Source organism: Microcystis aeruginosa LEGE 91341 (assembly GCF_015206885.1).
GTDB lineage: Bacteria > Cyanobacteriota > Cyanobacteriia > Cyanobacteriales > Microcystaceae > Microcystis > Microcystis aeruginosa_H.
The window spans coordinates 1-17,627 of record NZ_JADEXY010000021.1; the positions used below are offsets into that span (position 1 = coordinate 1).

General features: G+C 42.5%; 12 protein-coding genes. 6 read left to right on the forward strand and 6 right to left on the reverse strand.

What is annotated here, in order from left to right:
* Positions 1 to 83: 83 nt before the first annotated feature.
* Positions 84 to 1,676, reverse strand: coding sequence for a hypothetical protein (locus tag IQ234_RS05265; protein ID WP_193956306.1), 1,593 nt, complete (start codon positions 1,674 to 1,676; stop codon positions 84 to 86).
* A gap of 430 nt (positions 1,677 to 2,106) precedes the next feature.
* On the opposite strand from IQ234_RS05265, the gene purL reads away from it, so the two are divergent.
* Both purL and purF read left to right on the forward strand, forming a co-directional pair.
* Positions 2,107 to 4,377, forward strand: a complete 2,271-nt coding sequence (gene purL / locus IQ234_RS05270) for a phosphoribosylformylglycinamidine synthase subunit PurL (protein ID WP_193956307.1) — start codon at positions 2,107 to 2,109, stop codon at positions 4,375 to 4,377.
* A 380-nt stretch (positions 4,378 to 4,757) separates the two neighbouring features.
* The gene (gene purF, locus IQ234_RS05275) at positions 4,758 to 6,221 is read left to right on the forward strand and encodes an amidophosphoribosyltransferase (RefSeq protein WP_072927349.1); all 1,464 of its coding nucleotides are present in this window, start codon (positions 4,758 to 4,760) and stop codon (positions 6,219 to 6,221) included.
* 264 nt (positions 6,222 to 6,485) lie between these two features.
* Here purF and IQ234_RS05280 read toward each other — a convergent pair whose 3' ends face one another.
* A complete protein-coding gene (locus IQ234_RS05280; protein WP_193956308.1) occupies positions 6,486 to 8,201 on the reverse strand; it encodes an ABC transporter ATP-binding protein in 1,716 nt (571 codons plus the stop codon).
* Between the two features lie 456 nt (positions 8,202 to 8,657).
* A complete protein-coding gene (gene aroA, locus IQ234_RS05285; protein WP_193956309.1) occupies positions 8,658 to 9,998 on the reverse strand; it encodes a 3-phosphoshikimate 1-carboxyvinyltransferase in 1,341 nt (446 codons plus the stop codon).
* A 218-nt stretch (positions 9,999 to 10,216) separates the two neighbouring features.
* Here aroA and IQ234_RS05290 point away from each other — a divergent pair, with 218 nt between their 5' ends.
* Positions 10,217 to 10,759: a peroxiredoxin gene (locus IQ234_RS05290; RefSeq protein ID WP_002766273.1), complete on the forward strand. Its 543-nt coding sequence runs from the start codon at positions 10,217 to 10,219 to the stop codon at positions 10,757 to 10,759.
* Between the two features lie 71 nt (positions 10,760 to 10,830).
* Here the strand turns inward: IQ234_RS05290 and IQ234_RS05295 are convergent, their stop codons facing one another.
* Positions 10,831 to 10,995 (reverse strand): hypothetical protein, encoded by a 165-nt coding sequence (locus IQ234_RS05295; RefSeq protein ID WP_002766271.1) that lies wholly within the window; start codon positions 10,993 to 10,995, stop codon positions 10,831 to 10,833.
* 143 nt (positions 10,996 to 11,138) lie between these two features.
* On the opposite strand from IQ234_RS05295, the gene IQ234_RS05300 reads away from it, so the two are divergent.
* Entirely contained in the window at positions 11,139 to 12,479 is a 1,341-nt protein-coding gene (locus IQ234_RS05300; RefSeq protein WP_193956310.1) for an AAA-like domain-containing protein, read from the forward strand.
* A gap of 45 nt (positions 12,480 to 12,524) precedes the next feature.
* Here the strand turns inward: IQ234_RS05300 and IQ234_RS05305 are convergent, their stop codons facing one another.
* On the reverse strand, positions 12,525 to 13,463 hold the full coding sequence (locus IQ234_RS05305) for a WD40 repeat domain-containing protein (protein WP_193956311.1): 939 nt from the start codon (positions 13,461 to 13,463) through the stop codon (positions 12,525 to 12,527).
* Between the two features lie 419 nt (positions 13,464 to 13,882).
* Here IQ234_RS05305 and IQ234_RS05310 point away from each other — a divergent pair, with 419 nt between their 5' ends.
* Together IQ234_RS05310 and IQ234_RS05315 are read left to right on the forward strand one after the other, a co-directional pair.
* A complete protein-coding gene (locus tag IQ234_RS05310; protein ID WP_193956312.1) occupies positions 13,883 to 15,013 on the forward strand; it encodes a glycosyltransferase family 4 protein in 1,131 nt (376 codons plus the stop codon).
* A gap of 147 nt (positions 15,014 to 15,160) precedes the next feature.
* A complete protein-coding gene (locus IQ234_RS05315) occupies positions 15,161 to 16,231 on the forward strand; it encodes a glycosyltransferase family 4 protein (RefSeq protein ID WP_193956313.1) in 1,071 nt (356 codons plus the stop codon).
* A 391-nt stretch (positions 16,232 to 16,622) separates the two neighbouring features.
* Here IQ234_RS05315 and IQ234_RS05320 read toward each other — a convergent pair whose 3' ends face one another.
* Positions 16,623 to 17,576, reverse strand: coding sequence for a DNA-methyltransferase (locus IQ234_RS05320; protein ID WP_193956314.1), 954 nt, complete (start codon positions 17,574 to 17,576; stop codon positions 16,623 to 16,625).
* Positions 17,577 to 17,627: the final 51 nt, after the last annotated feature.

Consider the following 17,627-nt stretch of genomic DNA (forward strand, 5'->3'; position numbering starts at 1 on the left):
CCCCTGCCCCCCTTATCAAGGGGGGCAGGGGGGATCGAACCTAAAATCCATTTTTAATTTAATTATGACCAGCTACTTAATTTTTAGGGAAGACGACGAGAATTCATGGTTTCTCCTGGGGTAATTTCTGCACTTTTAGAGTGGAGTAAGCGAGTTTGTTCGAGGATAGTTTCTAAGTCTTCATCCGAGAATTCTTGTACATAGTTTAATTTGACTTCTTCTAGGAATATAATTAATAACATCTCGATTCTTTCTAGACTGTGACGGGATTGTAATTCCCCGGCGAGAGATTGCCCGAAACGTTGGACTAATTGCTGTAATAAACGCTCAAAAACTTCGTCTTCCTGGGTAATCTTTTCAGCTATATTAACAAAGGATTGATACAATTGACTAGATAGGCGATTGCTTAAGTCAGTTTTTAACCCTTTCATGCCGGGTAATCCCAATAAGCTTTGATAAGCGGGAGTTTGACTGAGAATTTTCTCGATATTGTATTTAATTAAAGCTTCTGCTTCTGGTTTAACTTGCGGTAAAACCTTGTCAACGGTGCTATTAACTACTAACCGAAAAATTTCGATAACTTCATTAGTATCATTGAGATTATTATAGCCGCCATTAAGGGATCGATCAAGAAATTTCTCCACTTGTCCCCGTCGAATATATTCCTGTATTTGATTAATGATTCTCAGGAATATTATCTCAGTAATATCTTTAGAAATTAGCGCAACTAAGCCTTTAACTGCCTGCTCTTTAATCACCCTTAAGTTAATAATTTTAACTTGATCTAGGCGAATAACGGTAGGAATAAATCGTAACCATCTCCAGATAGGAATAAACAGAAAAATATCGTACCATCGCCATAACATAGCCTCGCGCCAACGCAGACCTTTATGAGTGCGAGCAATCCACCAAGTTCTCAGCATAAATTCCCAGAAAAAGACGATACCAAATAAAAAATCGATCGCCTCAAAGTTATCTATCGGTCTCCCATCTTCTCCTAGGGGACGAAAATAATTAGTTTCTATTAAAGGTTGAATTTCTTGATTGAAAAATTTCAACTCTTTTTCCCAGCCATTTTGACTAAGATAATCCCAAGTCCAAAACTTCTGAAAGGCTGCTTTTGCAGAAACATTTTCCGTTTTAAAAACCCGCAAGCGCATTTTATTTTTAATCTTCTCTAAAGTCCCAGTTTTCTCCGCCGAGGCAAAGGGATTATTATCGATCATATCGACACTTTTTTGGCGTAAATTTGCTAAAATTTTCTCAATCTCTTGGCGATATTCTTGCAGATTAAACTCTGGGTTAAAGACCTTTTGATTAATTATTTCATTGAGTTTATCAACCGTCTCTAAATATTCACTGGTACTGCGATAGGGTTTAATTCCTTTCACCACATCATAATTAGCGATTCCTTTAACAAAGGGAATTTCTAGGGGTTTGTCGGGAGGTATTTGTAATTCTTGAAAGGCAATCGGCCCGAGTTGTATTGGTTCATTAAATCTTAATAAGGTTATTTGCAAGCGTCCCTGTAACCAAAAATCTCGCAGGGGAATATAGGTTAAATCGAAAATAACCAGAATATAATTACATAACACCAACAGGGCCATGCAAGTCTCAAAGAGATTGCGTAGGGAAAAACGACGGTTTCTGCTCACGGGGGTTTTAGTCAAAGTCATCGGTCTAGAAAGCATACTTTGACTATGGTAAACCGAAAACGCCTAATTTTTTGGACTAAAAGCGATAGAAGTAGTGAAAAAAGAGCGGTTAAACTTAGTTCTGCCTCAGCAATGAATAGATGTAGTCTTCTATTCTGTGATAGCATCCCAGCAGATTCAGTTAAGCAGTTAGCTACAACTTCTTTGGGAAGAACATTTTTATTATAAGTCGGTAAGTCGCAGATTAGCCTAAAATTACCCTGAATTGATTTTTATTTGTCAATAAGCCTAGAGCCTCGTAGCGACTGTCTTAATTGTCAAAGAGTAACTCAAAAAAAATCAAGGAGTTGCCGTCGAACCTAAAATCTCAAGCAGAAAAAAAGAGCATGACAAGCTAATCCGCCTCATCAGACGTTATACAATAAGTATTGTCCCTCGATCGCATTGTCCCATGACTACCCCCTTCACTGCCGCAGAAATTGCCTCAGAAGGCATCAAACCCGAAGAATACGAAGAAATAGTCAAAAGACTGGGAAGACACCCCAACAAAGCCGAATTAGGAATGTTTGGCGTGATGTGGTCGGAACACTGCTGTTATAAAAACTCCCGGCCGCTGCTTAAACAATTCCCCACCACTGGCGAAAAAATTCTCGTCGGACCAGGAGAAAATGCCGGAGTAGTGGATTTAGGCGATGGATTGCGATTAGCCTTTAAAATCGAGTCCCATAATCATCCTTCTGCGGTGGAACCTTTCCAAGGTGCCGCTACCGGAGTCGGAGGCATCCTGCGGGATATTTTTACCATGGGGGCCCGTCCCATTGCTATCCTCAACTCTCTCCGTTTTGGTAACTTGCAAGATGCCCGCAATCGTCGCATTTTTGCCGGAGTCGTGGAAGGAATAAGTCATTATGGCAATAGTGTGGGCGTTCCCACGGTGGGCGGTGAGATATACTTTGATAATGCCTACAATGGCAATCCCCTTGTTAATGCCATGGCTTTAGGGCTAATGGAAACCGAGGAAATCGTTAAATCTGGGGCAAAAGGCCTAGGAAACCCGGTTTTATACGTTGGTTCTACCACCGGCCGGGACGGTATGGGAGGGGCAAGTTTTGCCAGTGCCGAATTAACCGATAAATCTATGGATGACCGGCCCGCGGTGCAAGTGGGCGACCCTTTTCTGGAAAAATCCCTGATAGAAGCTTGTTTAGAGGCATTTAAGACCGGCGCGGTGGTGGCGGCCCAGGATATGGGGGCTGCGGGGATCACCTGTTCTACCTCCGAGATGGCGGCCAAGGGAGGGGTGGGAATTGAATTAGACCTGGATAAAATCCCCGTCCGGGAAACTGGGATGGTTCCCTACGAATATCTGCTATCGGAATCCCAAGAAAGAATGTTATTTGTGGCGGAATCGGGACGAGAAGGCGAATTAATCGAGATTTTCCAACGTTGGGGACTTCAGGCTGTGGTCGCTGGCGAGGTAATTGCAGAACCGATCGTCCGTATATTATTTAAAGGGGAAATTGCCGCCGAAATTCCTGCCACGGCCCTAGCGGATAATACTCCTATCTATCATCGGGAATTACTGGCAGAACCGCCAGAATACGCCCAAAAAGCTCAATTATGGGAAGATAGCACGATTCCTATTCCCGAATCCTATAACGAGATTTTATTAAAACTACTGGATAGTCCCTCGATTGCCTCAAAACGCTGGATTTATCGTCAATATGATCATCAAGTCCAGAATAACACCGTTATTCTCCCCGGGGGAGCCGATGCGGCTGTGATTCGCGTGCGTCCTCTGGGTGCTAATCCCGCAAATTCTCGGCGAGGTGTAGCGGCGACTACAGATTGTAATCCGCGATACGTTTATCTTGATCCCTATAACGGAGCTAAGTTGGCCGTGGCAGAAGCGGCCAGAAACCTTAGTTGTGTTGGTGCTGACCCCATTGCTGTCACGGATAATCTCAATTTCGGAAGTCCAGAGAATTCAATCGGTTATTGGCAATTAGCCACTGCTTGTCAGGGTATTGCCGAAGCTTGTCGGGAAATGAATACACCGGTGACTGGGGGTAATGTCTCTTTGTACAACGAAACCGTTGATGCAGCTGGCAGCCCCCAGTCTATTTATCCCACTCCCGTGATTGGGATGGTGGGATTAGTGCCGGATATCGAGCAAATTTGCGGCCAAGGTTGGCAAAAAGCGGGGGATTTAATCTATATTTTGGGGTTTTCCTTGCCAACTATCGGCGCATCGGAATATTTAGCCGTTATTCACGGTTTGGTGACGGGAAAACCACCAGTGATTGATTTTGAATTAGAAAGAAAGGTACAAGCGGCCTGTCGTCGGGGAATTCGCGCCGGTTGGCTGAAATCTGCCCATGATTGCGCGGAGGGAGGTTTAGCCACTGCTCTGGCAGAATGCTGTATTAGTGGCCAATTAGGGGCAGAAATTGACCTTTCTTGGCAGCATCAGGGACGTTTTGACGCGGTGTTATTCGGGGAATTAGCTAGTTGCATTATCGTCTCCGTTTCCCCCGAAAATCAGCAAGATTGGGAAGAATACCTAAAAACACAATTGGGAGACTATTGGCAAATAACTGGCAAAGTTAGCGAAAAAAGCGATAATCTTTTGATTCTTGACCGGAATAAACAACCAGCGATCGATGTTAGTCTAGAAACTATACAGCAAGTTTGGTCAAAAGCGATCGAAAGAAGACTTTAGGGAAGGAGTCAGGAGTGGGGAAATGGGGAAATGGGGAAATGGGGAATTATGAATTATGAAGTGGGGTAGTGGGGAAGTTGTCTCATCACCCTAACACCCCAAAACCCTAACACCCCAAAACCCTAACACCCCAAAACCCCAAAACCCTAACACCCCAAAATCCCAAAATCCCAAAATCCCAAAATCCCAAAATCCCAAAACCCCAAAACCCCAAAACCCTAACACCCCAAAATCCCAAAATCCCAAAATCCCAAAATCCCAAAACCCCAAAATCCAACACCTAATAACTGTTCTCAAATCGCCATAGAAGAAAGTGTTAAAAAGAGATTAAGATAAGTTAAGATTTTGTATCAAAAGTAGCCCCAAGCCCCAGTCCTCTCATGTCTAGCCATCCCGACTCATCCCTATTCTTGAACCGCGTCGATAAGCCTGAAGAAGCCTGTGGAGTTTTTGGACTCTATGCTCCCGAGGAAGAAGTAGCAAAACTGACCTATTTCGGACTCTATGCCCTGCAACACCGAGGACAGGAATCGGCAGGTATTGCCACCTACGACGGGGAAACGGTGCATTGTTACAAGGAAATGGGCTTAGTTTCCCAAGTTTTTAACGAAACTGTCCTTAAAACCTTGCCCGGTACCCACGCCGTCGGTCATACTCGTTACTCTACCACCGGTTCTAGCCGTCGCGCCAATGCCCAACCTGCTGTGATCGAAACCCGTTTAGGTAAACTTTCCCTAGCACATAACGGCAATTTAGTCAATACTTTTGAGTTAAGAAATGTATTAGAAAAGCGCGGTTGTGATCTCGTCACCACCACCGACTCGGAAATGATCGCCGTCGCTATCGGCCAGGAAGTGGATAGTGGCAAGGATTGGATAGAAGCGGCGATCGATGCCTTTAGCTATTGTAGCGGGGCTTACAGCCTTGTTATTGGCACACCGACGGGAATTATCGGGGCGCGGGATCCCAATGGTGTCAGACCGTTAGTAATTGGGGTTTTGCAAGAAGAAGGCAATCCCCCCCGTTATGTTTTAGCTTCGGAAACCTGCGGATTAGATATTATCGGGGCCGATTATCTGCGGGATGTGCAGCCGGGGGAATTAGTTTGGATTAGTGAAGATGGCTTATCTTCGGTGGATTGGGCCATAAAACCGGAGAAAAAATTATGCGTTTTTGAGATGATTTATTTTGCCCGTCCCGATAGCATTGTTCACGAGGAATCTTTATATACTTATCGGGTACGTTTGGGGGAACAATTAGCTAAAGAGTCGCCGGTAGAAGCAGATATGGTGATGGGAGTTCCCGATTCAGGTATTCCAGCGGCGATCGGATTTTCGCGCATTTCTGATATTCCCTACGCGGAAGGATTGATTAAAAATCGTTATGTGGGACGGACTTTTATTCAACCAACCCAACACATGAGAGAGTCGGGAATTAAGATGAAATTGAATCCTTTAAAGGATGTTTTACAGGGAAAAAGAGTTATTATTGTTGATGATTCGATTGTGCGGGGAACCACTAGCCGGAAATTAGTTAAAGCTTTACGCGATGCCGGAGCAAGAGAAGTTCACATGAGAATATCTTCACCTCCGGTGACTCATCCTTGTTTTTATGGTATTGATACGGACAATCAAGAGCAATTAATTGCGGCAACTAAATCGGTGGCAGAAATTCAGGCACAAATCGGGGTGGATAGTTTAGCTTATCTCAGTCACGATGGAATGTTAACAGCAACAAAAGAAGATCCGAAAACCTTCTGTACTGCTTGTTTTAATGGCGATTATCCGATTCCTGTACCTGATAATGTTAAGCGATCGAAGTTGATTTTAGAAACAGTTAAATAGGGTTTGCAGCAAAAAGTTTGTTGGTGGGGTTAGGAGTCAGGAGTCAAGGAGTCAGGAGTCAGGAGTCAGGAGTCAGGAGTCGGTCGTTTCAGGCTTTGTTGTTCTCTTTTTTTGTACCAGTTTCTGTACTCAAAGAATGATAATGCAAGGTTTTTGAATATCCCAATCCTATTTTCGCAGCATGAACATCGGATTTTAACAGGTCAAAAGCCTTATTTTAAAAGGGTTTTACCATTATTCAGCAAACCCTAGATAGCCTCAAGGCTAAATCCTCTGAAAACAATCGGCAATTTCTTGGGGAGTTAAAAGGGAATTAGGATAACCGGAAAGTTGTCCTAATTTTTGTGCTAATAAAACTGCTTGGGGTGGAGTTAGATAGGTTTTGGCTAAGAGATCGGTTTGATGATAAGCTTGCCGGATTGGGGCATCTAAAAGGATAGTTCCTTGACCCATAATAATTACTCTTTCGGCGTATTCTGGCATTAAATAGAGGTGATGGGTGATCACAATCACGGTTTTGCCCATCTGGTGTAATTGACGACTCACCTCTAAAATTGCCTTAGCCCCTTGGTAATCTTGGCCGGTGGTGGGTTCATCAAAGACCACTATACGCGGTTCCATGGCTAAAATTGCCGCAATCACTACCCGCGCTCGATCGCCTTTCGGTAAGGAGAGAGGATGATAGGAGCGATATTCTAGCAATCCCATGGCTTCTAGACTTGCTTCCGTGCGTTGAGTGACGATTTCTGGAGAATAACCGAGATTAGTCAGGGCAAATGATACTTCTTTCTCCACAGTGGTGTTAAAAATCTGATTATCGGGATTTTGGGCTACATAACCGATCGATCGGGCTAAATCACTGACAGAAAAGCTAGTAATCGAACGTCCGTCAATCATAACTTGACCGCTGGTCGCCGAGAGAAGATTGAGAAAATGCTTGACTAAAGTGCTTTTTCCTGCGCCATTTTGACCGATAATCAGCAGATATTCCCCTTCGGCAATATCGAGGGACACATCCCGCAAGGCGGTAGTACCATCGGGGTAGGTATGGCAGAGATTTTGAACGCTCAGTATGGGGTTTAGTGCGTCAGAAACCGACGATAAGGGAGGGGTGGGGGTGATTTGATGGTAAAAGGATTTAAGCTCGTTTAAACGGGCAAAACTGCGGTCTAGGGTGACAGGAATCGACTCGAGCGCCCCGATTTTCTGCTCGATCAAGGCAAAAGTAGTGGCCACCTGCGGGGGACGCAGGGCATTTTCCTGTAAACGTTGTACTTGGGAGTAGATCTCTGCTGGGGTTCCCATAGCTTCGATCGCACCCTCCCTTAATAGTACCAGGCGATCGGCATATTCGGCCATTTCCTCGGCTGCGTGGGAGACCATCACAATGGTGACCCCGAGATGGCGATTTAATTCCTTAATGGTGGCGAAAACTTCCTGGGATCCCACTGGATCCAGTTGGGAGGTAGGTTCATCGAGAATTAACAAAGCGGGCTGAACTGCCAGAGCAGCGGCGATCGCTAATCGTTGTTTTTGTCCTCCCGATAGTTCCCCCGGGGATTTTTTTTCCATTCCTTCTAACCGGACTGCCGCTAAAACTTTGGGAATACGCGCTTTAATTTCCTCTCGCGGTAGCCGTAAATTTTCTAGGGTAAAAGCGATTTCATTTTCTATCGAAGTGGCTAAAAGTTGTGTTTCGGGATCTTCAAATACTGCCCCCACATAGCGGGCCAAGGTGCTAACGGGATGGGTTAAAGTGTCTAAACCGGCTACTGTTGCATAACCAAAAAAACGCCCTCCGTAAAATTGGGGAACAATACCGTTAAGAGTTAAACAGAGAGTAGTTTTTCCCGCACCTGTGGGTCCGATAATACCTAAAAATTCGCCTCGATGAATTGCTAAAGAGATATTTTTAAGCACTAGATTGGAGGATTCGGGATAAATATAGGAAACTTTCTCTAATTGGGCGATGATTTCCATTATTAGTGGGGAAGAGAAGACGGGAGTGGGGTAGATAGGGAGATATTTTTCAGGGAAATTTGAATGAGGGACGCTTCTATTTTCCGCTATTTTGATCGATGAACTTGATTATCACACAGGTGGCCCAGTACGCTGTCAATTTTAAAACTATCAGAAGATTTAAGCTAAGACGTATTTAAAGGCTGCATCTCATTTTTGTCAATCTACTGAGTTGGGATTTTTAAAGGGAAACTATCTTCTAAAATTGGTCATTGCTTTCGATTTTACCACTCAATCCCAGCCTTTGGGGGTTTCTACCCCCCAAACCCCGGAGCGCATTAGTTTTTCGGTGGGATGCTTACAGGCAGCTGCTGATACATTTGTCGTCATTTAAGAGTCACTGATAATTGCTGATTTTCGGTATTTCTGAAAATGTACCAGTTACCCATCGCCCACTCGCAGAAAAACTTAATATTTCTACTCTTGACAAATTTGCTTTAAGGTGGTAAAGAAATCGGGGTAGGAAATGCCGGCCGCTTCAGCGCGATGGATAGTGGTGGGTTGACGGGAATTGAGGGCAGCGATCGCTAGACTCATGGCAATGCGATGATCGGTAAAACTGTCCACTTCCGTGCCAAATAGGCCTGTACCGCCGGTAATCTCTAAACCATCGGGTAATTCCGTTACTTTTGCGCCTAGGCGATCGAGTTGGGTGGCCATCACCGTCAGGCGATCGCTTTCCTTCACCCGTAATTCCTCGGCATCCTTAATAATTGTCGTTCCTTGGGCAAAAACCGCCGCTACTGCCAAAATCGGAATTTCATCGATCAGACGGGGTATAATCTCACCGGCGATCGTGGTTGCCTGTAGTTGACTGGATTTCACCCGCAGATCCGCCACCGGTTCCCCCGTCACCACCCGTTGATTTTCGAGGGTGATATCTGCTCCCATTGCCTGTAAAACCTGTAAAACTCCAGTTCTAGTCGGGTTTATTCCCACATTTTCGATTAATAACTCGGAATTAGGCACGATTGCCCCTGCTACCAACCAAAAAGCTGCCGAACTGATATCCCCGGGGACGATCACTGTTTGTCCGGTTAAAGTGGGATAACCCGTCACCGTGACGCTATTAGTCTCCCCATCCACCTCAATATTTGCCCCAAAAGCGCGCAGCATCCGTTCACTGTGATCACGAGATAAAGCGGGTTCCGTGATCGTGGTTTTCCCCTCGGTTAACAGTCCTGCGAGAAGAAGACAGGATTTCACCTGTGCAGAAGCGACGGGAGAATAGTAGTGGATCGGTTGCAGATATTCCCCAGAAACGGCTAAAGGAGCCAAAGAATTGGCTTTTCTGCCCCAAATTTGCGCCCCCATTTCCTTGAGGGGTTTCACCACCCTGGACATGGGACGCGATCGCAGGGAAGCATCACCGGTAACGACAAAAAAACGGTCCTGATGACCGGCCAATAATCCTAACATTAAGCGGATCGTCGTGCCGGAATTGCCCGCATCGAGGATTTCTAAGGGTTCCTCAAGATTGCCTAAACCCCTACCTTTGACGATCACTTTCTCGCTGTTGAGTTGGGAAATTTCCACACCCATGGCACGAAAACAACTAGCGGTACTGCGGGGATCTTCGCCCAATAATAACCCATGAATAACGGTTTCTCCTTCGGCGATCGCTCCTAACATCAGGGAACGATGGGATATGGATTTATCGCCGGGGATAGTGATTTTTCCCCGTAATCCCGTGATTTTGGCTGGATCGATGACTAAATCTTGATGGGATTGAAGGGGGTTAAGGGTGACAATAGACATGATCGTTAGGCAGATGAAGACAAGCTCGATCTATTTTCCCCCTTTACCTCGCCCTTTCCTTGTCAAGTTATGTAAAGAATATTAAGCTAGGGTGACAGTTGATTTTTCTGGTGTGACAGGAACGAGGGAAAGGACACAAAGATCGATCGCTCCCGTATTAGGTTAAACTTATCACACCAAGAAACTGATAACTGATAACTGATAACTGATAACTGATTATGTCTCGTCGTCAACTGTTGAGTTTTTTAATTGCAGTAATTCTGGCATTTTTTGCCTTTATTCCCGATGCTAACGCTTTAGGTGGTCCCCAACCCCCTTTAAATCAACCTGCACCCGATTTTACCCTACCGACTAACACGGGAGAAGGGAATATTTCCCTATCGGACTATCGGGGTAAATGGGTAGTTTTGTATTTTTATCCCAAGGATTTTACCCCCGGCTGTACCCTAGAAGCGCGGCGTTTTCAGCAGGATTTGCCGAAATATATGGCTAAAAATACGCAAGTTTTAGGGGTAAGTGCCGATGATGTCGATTCTCATGCGGAATTTTGTGACTCGGAGGGTTTAAAATTTCCCTTACTAGCAGATACTACTGGAGATGTTAGTAAAGCTTATGGTTCTTGGATGGGTTATGTTTCCCTGCGTCATACCTATCTTATCGATCCCGATGGGATTTTAAAAGAGATTTATTTAGGGGTAAATCCTGCCATTCACAGTGCCGAAGTTTTAGCACGTTTAGAGGAATTACAGGCGACTTCATAAAAAAAATCCCGACCACGATTTTTTCATCGGTGCGGGATATAGACTAACAACCTTAACCGAGATAATCAGGACTAATTGCAATTATCGTCCTTATCACCCTTACAGTCACGGTTTTGTAAAATTAGCGGCGAAGAGGAACGGTCAAAATGGTTATCTTGACTATTAACCGCTAAAGTGTGAGGAATTGAACCTAACAGCAAGGAGGCCACAACAAACAAGGTTAACGAGATTTTCATGGTTTTACTCCCTTAGACACCATCAGGTAATTGACCTATTTTTACCATAGGGTTTTCCCGCTCGGATGTCAGTCCCATTGCTAAGAGGGAAAAAGGGGTTAACATGGAAAAAAAGGGAAATAAGTAGAATAAAGTAGAACGGGATGAAACCACAGGGATGGGACGAGTTTCTCAAACATCTAGCTAGAGAATACGGTGTTCAAGGCAAATTAAAGGAAATTTTTTTGGTTCGTTTTGCCTACGAAAATTGGCGCAAACCGGATGAGGAAATTTGGGAAATGGCCGAGGCTGCCAGCCATGAAACCTATAAAAAACAAATGACTAAAATCTATAGCTATTTCTCGGCAGATAAAGATAATGGCTGTCCTGAACTCGAATTAGGTAGTAAAGGGCCGGGTAAGTTCCAAATCCTCCGAGAATGGTTCAAAGATATCAAATATCCTCAATGGAAAAATCAACCCGCCCCGATACTAGCAGAAAAATCAGTTATAGATACTTATATTAGCCGCCCTCCCGTCGAAAGCGACTGTTATCAAGAAATTAATCGTCCGGGGTCACTGATTCGCATTAAATCCCCTGAAAAGACTGGTAAAACTTCTCTCCTTAAACATCTGCTCGCTCAGGCAGATAGTTGGGGACATAGCACAGTTTATATTAATTGTCAAGTGGCAGAAAAGGCGATGTTTGCCAGTTTAGACCGGTTTTGTCGCTGGTTTTCGGCAAATGTCAGCCGAGAGTTGGGTTTAAAGCCTCAATTAGATGAATATTGGGATGAGGAACTATTTGGCAGTTTAATCAGTTGTCAAACCTATTTTCAGTCCTATCTTTTGGAACAGATTAACGGGCCTGTTTTTTTGGCCCTAGATAATTTAGACAGAATTTTCGAGTATCCGGACATCGCTAGGGATTTTCTGCCGCTTTTGCGCTGTTGGCACGAAGAAGCTAATAATTTGGAAATCTGGCAGAATTTGCGGTTAGCGATTGCTAATTCCACGGAAATCTATATTCAATTGGACGCTAATCAATCTCCCTTTAATGTCGGCCGCGGGATTAAATTACCCGGTTTTAGCCTCGAACAACTGGAAAACTTGGCTAGTAGCTACGGATTGCCTAAAAATGAGGATAATCAGCGTTTTATCGGGGATTTAATCGCTCTAGTTGCTGGTCATCCCTATCTTAGCCGTTTGGCCCTGGAAGCGCGGGTGCGCGGGGAAAAAAATATTCTCCCTAATGCTGCTACCCAAGGCGGAATTTATGCGGCACACCTGCGTCATCACTGGGATAATCTGCAAAAACAGCCGGAATTATTGACAGCGATGGGGGAAGTGGTTAATTCTTCCGATAAGGGAGCGCGATTAGAACCGATTACTGCCTATAAACTGGAAAGTATGGGTTTAATTCAGCTAAAAGGCGATCTAGCCCAGCCTAGCTGTCAATTATATCAGCTTTACTTCCGAGAGGAACAAACCGGCAGCGATCTCTAGTAGATAATTAGACACCGATAAGCATCCGGTGCGCTCAAAGATTGTTCAACTTGCTAAAGATTGTAGTTCGGAAGTGCCATAAACTCTAATGATTTTATCTTGGCAGGCCGTAGCGATATAATTACCATCAGGACTAAAACAAACGGAATAGATTTTTTGGGGATGGGGAATAGAAATAATGGCTTTTCCTGCTTTTAAATCCCATAATTTTAATCTTTTATCATCACTACCACTGGCTAATAGTTGATTATTAGGACTAACACTAACTGAATTGATATGATCACTATGTTCGCTGAGAGTTTTTACCTCTGTACCTCTTTTAATATCCCAGATTTTAATGGTTTTATCTTTGCTGCCACTGGCTAAAAATTTGTTATTACTGCCGAAATCTACCGATAAAATACCTCCAAACCAATCGGAATGACCTTTTAAGGTAATACTGCTTTTTTCTCCCAGATTCCAGATAATTACCGTTTTGTCATTTTCGCCGCCACCACTGGCTAAAAGTTGACCATTTTGACTAAATTTAACTGTTAGAACTTTATCGCTATGACCTTGTAAAGTGGCTAGAATTTCTCCAGTTTTTACTGACCATATTTTCACCGTTTTATCTTCACTACCACTAGCAATAATTTCCCCATCGGGATGAACAGCTACTGCTGTAACTTTGTCTTGGTGTCCCGTTAAGGTAGAGATTAATTCTTTAGTTTCCAGTGACCAAATTCTTACGGTTTGATCATCTCCTCCACTAACCAAAAATCCTTGACAGGGACTAAAAGCAACAGAGTTAACTCCCTTATCCCACCAACCAGCTTTTTCATGTCCTTGTAAAATAAACTTTTGATTTTTTTGCCAATCCCAAACAATAACAGTTAACTCGTTATCTCCACTAGCCAAAAGTTTACCATCTTGGGAAAAAGTTAGACATTTAACCTCACCTTCATGGCCTTCTAGGGATTTAAAAGATACTAAGGGATTAAACATAGTGAAAACATTAGTTAATCAAGATTTTTCGGCATTACCAGATATTAGTTTTTCTCTGGGGGACTACTTCATCCCTGAGATAACTTTTTCCGATCACCACAAGTACGGGGAAGCCATTCTTACATAATTAGAACTAATTATAGCGTTTCTCGTCAAGGAGATTCATAGCTTATAAGTACCCGTTGACAATCCTAGTCGCAGGGTGGGTGAGGGGACAATAATCGAAAAAATTGCCCGATAAATATAAGTATTCGCCGTAACCTAGCCAAAAAAGGCTGCTATTTAGGGACGTTATAGGGTAAGATTAACCATTAGGGGGGAGTTTATTGCCGATTTTAATCTTGTCCTAACCGAGCAAAATTGACAATTAAATGTGTAATTTTTAAAATATCTATCCCGTCAATCTCATCTAACCGCAAATGCTTAAAATTTTAGTTGATGGTACACCGATAAGACAAAATCCTAGTGGAATTGGATTATATGCTTATCACCTGATTGCCGAATTAGCTAAATTACAAAATCAAGAAAACTTTTCCCTGTCCCTCTGTTTTCAACCATCGGTAAAAAACTGGCTGCGGGGTAATCTTTCTATTCCTGAAAAACTGCAATCCTATCCAGAGGTTAAATGTTTACCAATTCCCGTCAGTCTTAGCAATATCTTAACCCGATTTCCTAATCCTCTAATTCCCTATCTAGAAAACTTTCTTGATTTTCCCGATATTCTCCACGGATTGGATCATGTGGTGTATCCTTGTCGTCAGAGTCGCAAAGTTATGACTATTCATGATGTTACTTTTATTAAATATCCTGAGTTTGTCACGGGGATTGTCAAAACCTACACCCAACGGATTAAACAATCTCTACAATGGACAGATTTAATTATTGCTAACTCCGCAAGTACCAAACGAGATATTATCGAATATTTAGATGTAACCCCAGAGAAAATTTTTGTTACTCCCCTCGCAAGTCGTTATTCTTCCCTCCCCAATTCTCCCTCATCTCTAACTATCACTAAACCCTATTTACTCTTTGTTAGTACCCTAGAACCACGAAAAAATATTATTAATCTTATCACCGCTTTTAACTATCTCAAGGACAGGTATAAATTAGACCATAATCTGATTCTGATTGGCAAAAAAGGATGGAAGTATCAACCAATTTTCGATAAAATATCTCAGTCTCCCTTTCGAGATAGCATCCAACATCTTGATTATCTTGCTGATGACTTAGTTGCGGATTATTATCAAAAAGCCGATGTTTTTGTCTATCCTTCTTTTTATGAAGGTTTTGGATTACCGGTTTTAGAAGCGATGACTTTAGGTTGTCCTGTGGTAACTGCTAATACTGCATCCTTACCGGAAGTCACGGGAGACTCGGCAATATTAATTAATCCCGATAATCCCCTAGAAATTGCCGCAGCAATCTATCAGGTGATTAGTGATACCTCTCTCCGTCAAGAATTAATCACTAAAGGAAAAAAACAAGCAGTAAAATTCTCTTGGCAAAAAACCGCACAAGCTACCATAAAAGCTTATCGTTCTCTTTTATAATAAGTAAGTATTTATAATTAAATTGAAGATAGATTTTGCCTCTGATCCCCCCTTGATAAGGGGGGTGCTGATCCCCCCTTAATCCCCCCTTGATAAGGGGGGTGTCTGACAACTTTTAACACCTACCTACTTAACTAGCTAATATCTATGAATAGAAATCATCAATTATTAATCAATCTCGCTTTTCTCGGTACTAAATATACTGGGTTGACTACCTATACTAAAAATCTCATTCCTCAATTAGCTAACTTAAATCCTACCCTAATCACTTCTAATAGTTACCCAGATTTTAACACCTATCCTGTGTCGGCAAACCTCACCCAAGAACAGGGAACTAAAGGCAATATTAGGCGCTTAATTTGGACAGAAACCCAACTCCATCAAACCTATCAACGATTAAAGTCTTCCCTGCTATTTACACCCATTCCCGAAGCGCCTATTTATGAAAATTGCCGCTATATTGTCACAGTCCATGATTTAATTCCCCTACGATTTCCGAAATTTTCCCCTCTGACTTTTTATAATAAATACTATTTACCCCAAGTCCTGAAAAAAGCTACACATATTATCGCTGTTTCCCAAGCAACTGCCTCCGATATTAATAAGTTTTTTAACATACCTCTTGACAAAATAACCGTGATTCTTTCTGGATATGATTCTCATAATTTTCGTCCGCTAAATCTGGCGACTCGTCCCTATTTTCTCTATCTTGGTCGTTATGATCCTCATAAAAATCTCGCTCGTTTAATTACTGCTTTTTCCCAAATCGATCCCGAATATCAATTATTAATTGTCGGTCAATTTGACCCCCGTTTTACCCCGGCTCTACAGGAACAGGTAGAAGCATTATCAATCTCTCAACGAGTGCAATTTTTAAACTATGTTTCCTATGAAGAATTGCCGCAACTTTTAAACCAAGCAACTGCTTTAGTTTATCCCTCTCTTTGGGAAGGTTTCGGATTACCTGTACTAGAAGCGATCGCCTGTGGAACTCCTGTAATTACTTCTAATCTTTCCTCTCTCCCAGAAGTCACAGGAGATGCGGCAATTTTAATTAATCCCTATAGCATTGATGAGATGAGGGAGGCAATGCAGCAAATCGCTACTGATGAACAATTACGTCTAAAATTAAAATCCTTGAGTCGCCAACGCGCCGAGCTTTTTAGTTGGGAAAAAACCGGACAAGAAACCGCCACAATTCTGCAAAGTTTTCTCTAAAAATGGTGACAAAAAATTGATCAATTAGGCTCTACCGAATTTGTCATGCAAAACTATTAACAACTCATGCTTGTAAAGCTTGTACAGCAAGGCTTTGAGTTTTTGTTAGATTGATATTTATCAACTTTAGAGCATTGCTGGACAGAGAGGGAGCTTGGGGAATTTTCTACAGCGTAAGTTCGGAAGAACCATCAATTATTGTAGGATGGGTTATACTAAATCCGTTGAGTAACGCACAGAAAACGGGTTTCTCGGAGAAACCCGTTTTCTACTCATGCAAAAGGCAACAGGGGGAATAAATAATCAGTTTTTAATAACCAGATTTAGCATCAACTCATAGTAGATGGATTCATAAATCCATCTACCTGGGGGGGAGATTCAGTGTTACTTCCTATATATTATTGTGCCATTCTTCGGGAATTTGAGCAACTTTTTCCTTACCATTAGGCTGATGAATAGGTTTTCCTAAAGGACGAATTTTGAGATTTCCTTGTAAATAAGCGGCGATTCTTTCCTTGGCAATTTTCACATATTCTGCTTCTTTTTCACTCCCCATCACTCGACGATTGTGCATAATACTAGCAATCAGAGAAGTTCCGACTCCAGCAAAAGGATCGAAAACCCAATCCCCCTCATTTGTCAAGGCTAAAACACATCTTTCTACTAATTCGATTGGATATTGACAAGGATGGATAGTTTTCTCTGGATGATTAGATTTAACGTTAGGAATATCCCACAGTAACTCATCCCATTCTTGTGCCAAAAACTCCCAAACATCGCTGGGATTTTTCCCTAAAGGATTACCAGAGGGTTTACCGATATTTTTACCTTTAAAATGACGCTTACCGGGGTATTTAGCGGGGATTCTCACTGGATCAAGATTAAAGGTATATTTATCGGTTTTTGTCAACCACAAAATAGTTTCATACCTGCCAGAAAATCTTTTAGAGGTATGTAATCCATGGCCAAAATGCCAGACAATTCTATTTCTTAAAAAGAAACCCATTTGTTTAAATAGCTGATAATAAAAAATATCTAAAGGATAAACTTCTCCCTCTTGAACGAAATTTCCCACCTGCCAGCAAATACTACCATTATCTTGCAATATCCTAGAGAATTCTTGCAGAATTTTGGTTTGGGTTTCCAGATAAGTATCCAAAGAGATTTTTTTTTCGTAGTCTTTTCCTAAATTGTAGGGAGGAGAAGTAATAATCAAGCTCACAGAATTATCTGGTATAGTCTTGATAAAATTATTGCTATCTCCTTGATAAAGAATTATTTCGGCATCAGGTTGATAAAAGTCTCGCACTGATTTTGATTGAGAAAATAAGGGCAACTGATTCATAGACAATTTAGCAGAGAAGAGCCACTTTTAATTAGGGTTTGCGGCAAAAAG

Bases quoted from the DNA above. Each gene is read 5' to 3' on its own strand.
- IQ234_RS05320 (WP_193956314.1), bottom strand. From the start codon at position 17,576: ATGAATCAGTTGCCCTTATTTTCTCAATCAAAATCAGTGCGAGACTTT.
- IQ234_RS05310 (WP_193956312.1), top strand. From the start codon at position 13,883: ATGCTTAAAATTTTAGTTGATGGTACACCGATAAGACAAAATCCTAGT.
- purL (WP_193956307.1), top strand. From the start codon at position 2,107: ATGACTACCCCCTTCACTGCCGCAGAAATTGCCTCAGAAGGCATCAAA.
- IQ234_RS05300 (WP_193956310.1), top strand. From the start codon at position 11,139: ATGAAACCACAGGGATGGGACGAGTTTCTCAAACATCTAGCTAGAGAA.
- IQ234_RS05305 (WP_193956311.1), bottom strand. From the start codon at position 13,463: ATGTTTAATCCCTTAGTATCTTTTAAATCCCTAGAAGGCCATGAAGGT.
- IQ234_RS05295 (WP_002766271.1), bottom strand. From the start codon at position 10,995: ATGAAAATCTCGTTAACCTTGTTTGTTGTGGCCTCCTTGCTGTTAGGT.
- IQ234_RS05315 (WP_193956313.1), top strand. From the start codon at position 15,161: ATGAATAGAAATCATCAATTATTAATCAATCTCGCTTTTCTCGGTACT.
- IQ234_RS05280 (WP_193956308.1), bottom strand. From the start codon at position 8,201: ATGGAAATCATCGCCCAATTAGAGAAAGTTTCCTATATTTATCCCGAA.
- aroA (WP_193956309.1), bottom strand. From the start codon at position 9,998: ATGTCTATTGTCACCCTTAACCCCCTTCAATCCCATCAAGATTTAGTC.
- IQ234_RS05265 (WP_193956306.1), bottom strand. From the start codon at position 1,676: ATGACTTTGACTAAAACCCCCGTGAGCAGAAACCGTCGTTTTTCCCTA.
- purF (WP_072927349.1), top strand. From the start codon at position 4,758: ATGTCTAGCCATCCCGACTCATCCCTATTCTTGAACCGCGTCGATAAG.
- IQ234_RS05290 (WP_002766273.1), top strand. From the start codon at position 10,217: ATGTCTCGTCGTCAACTGTTGAGTTTTTTAATTGCAGTAATTCTGGCA.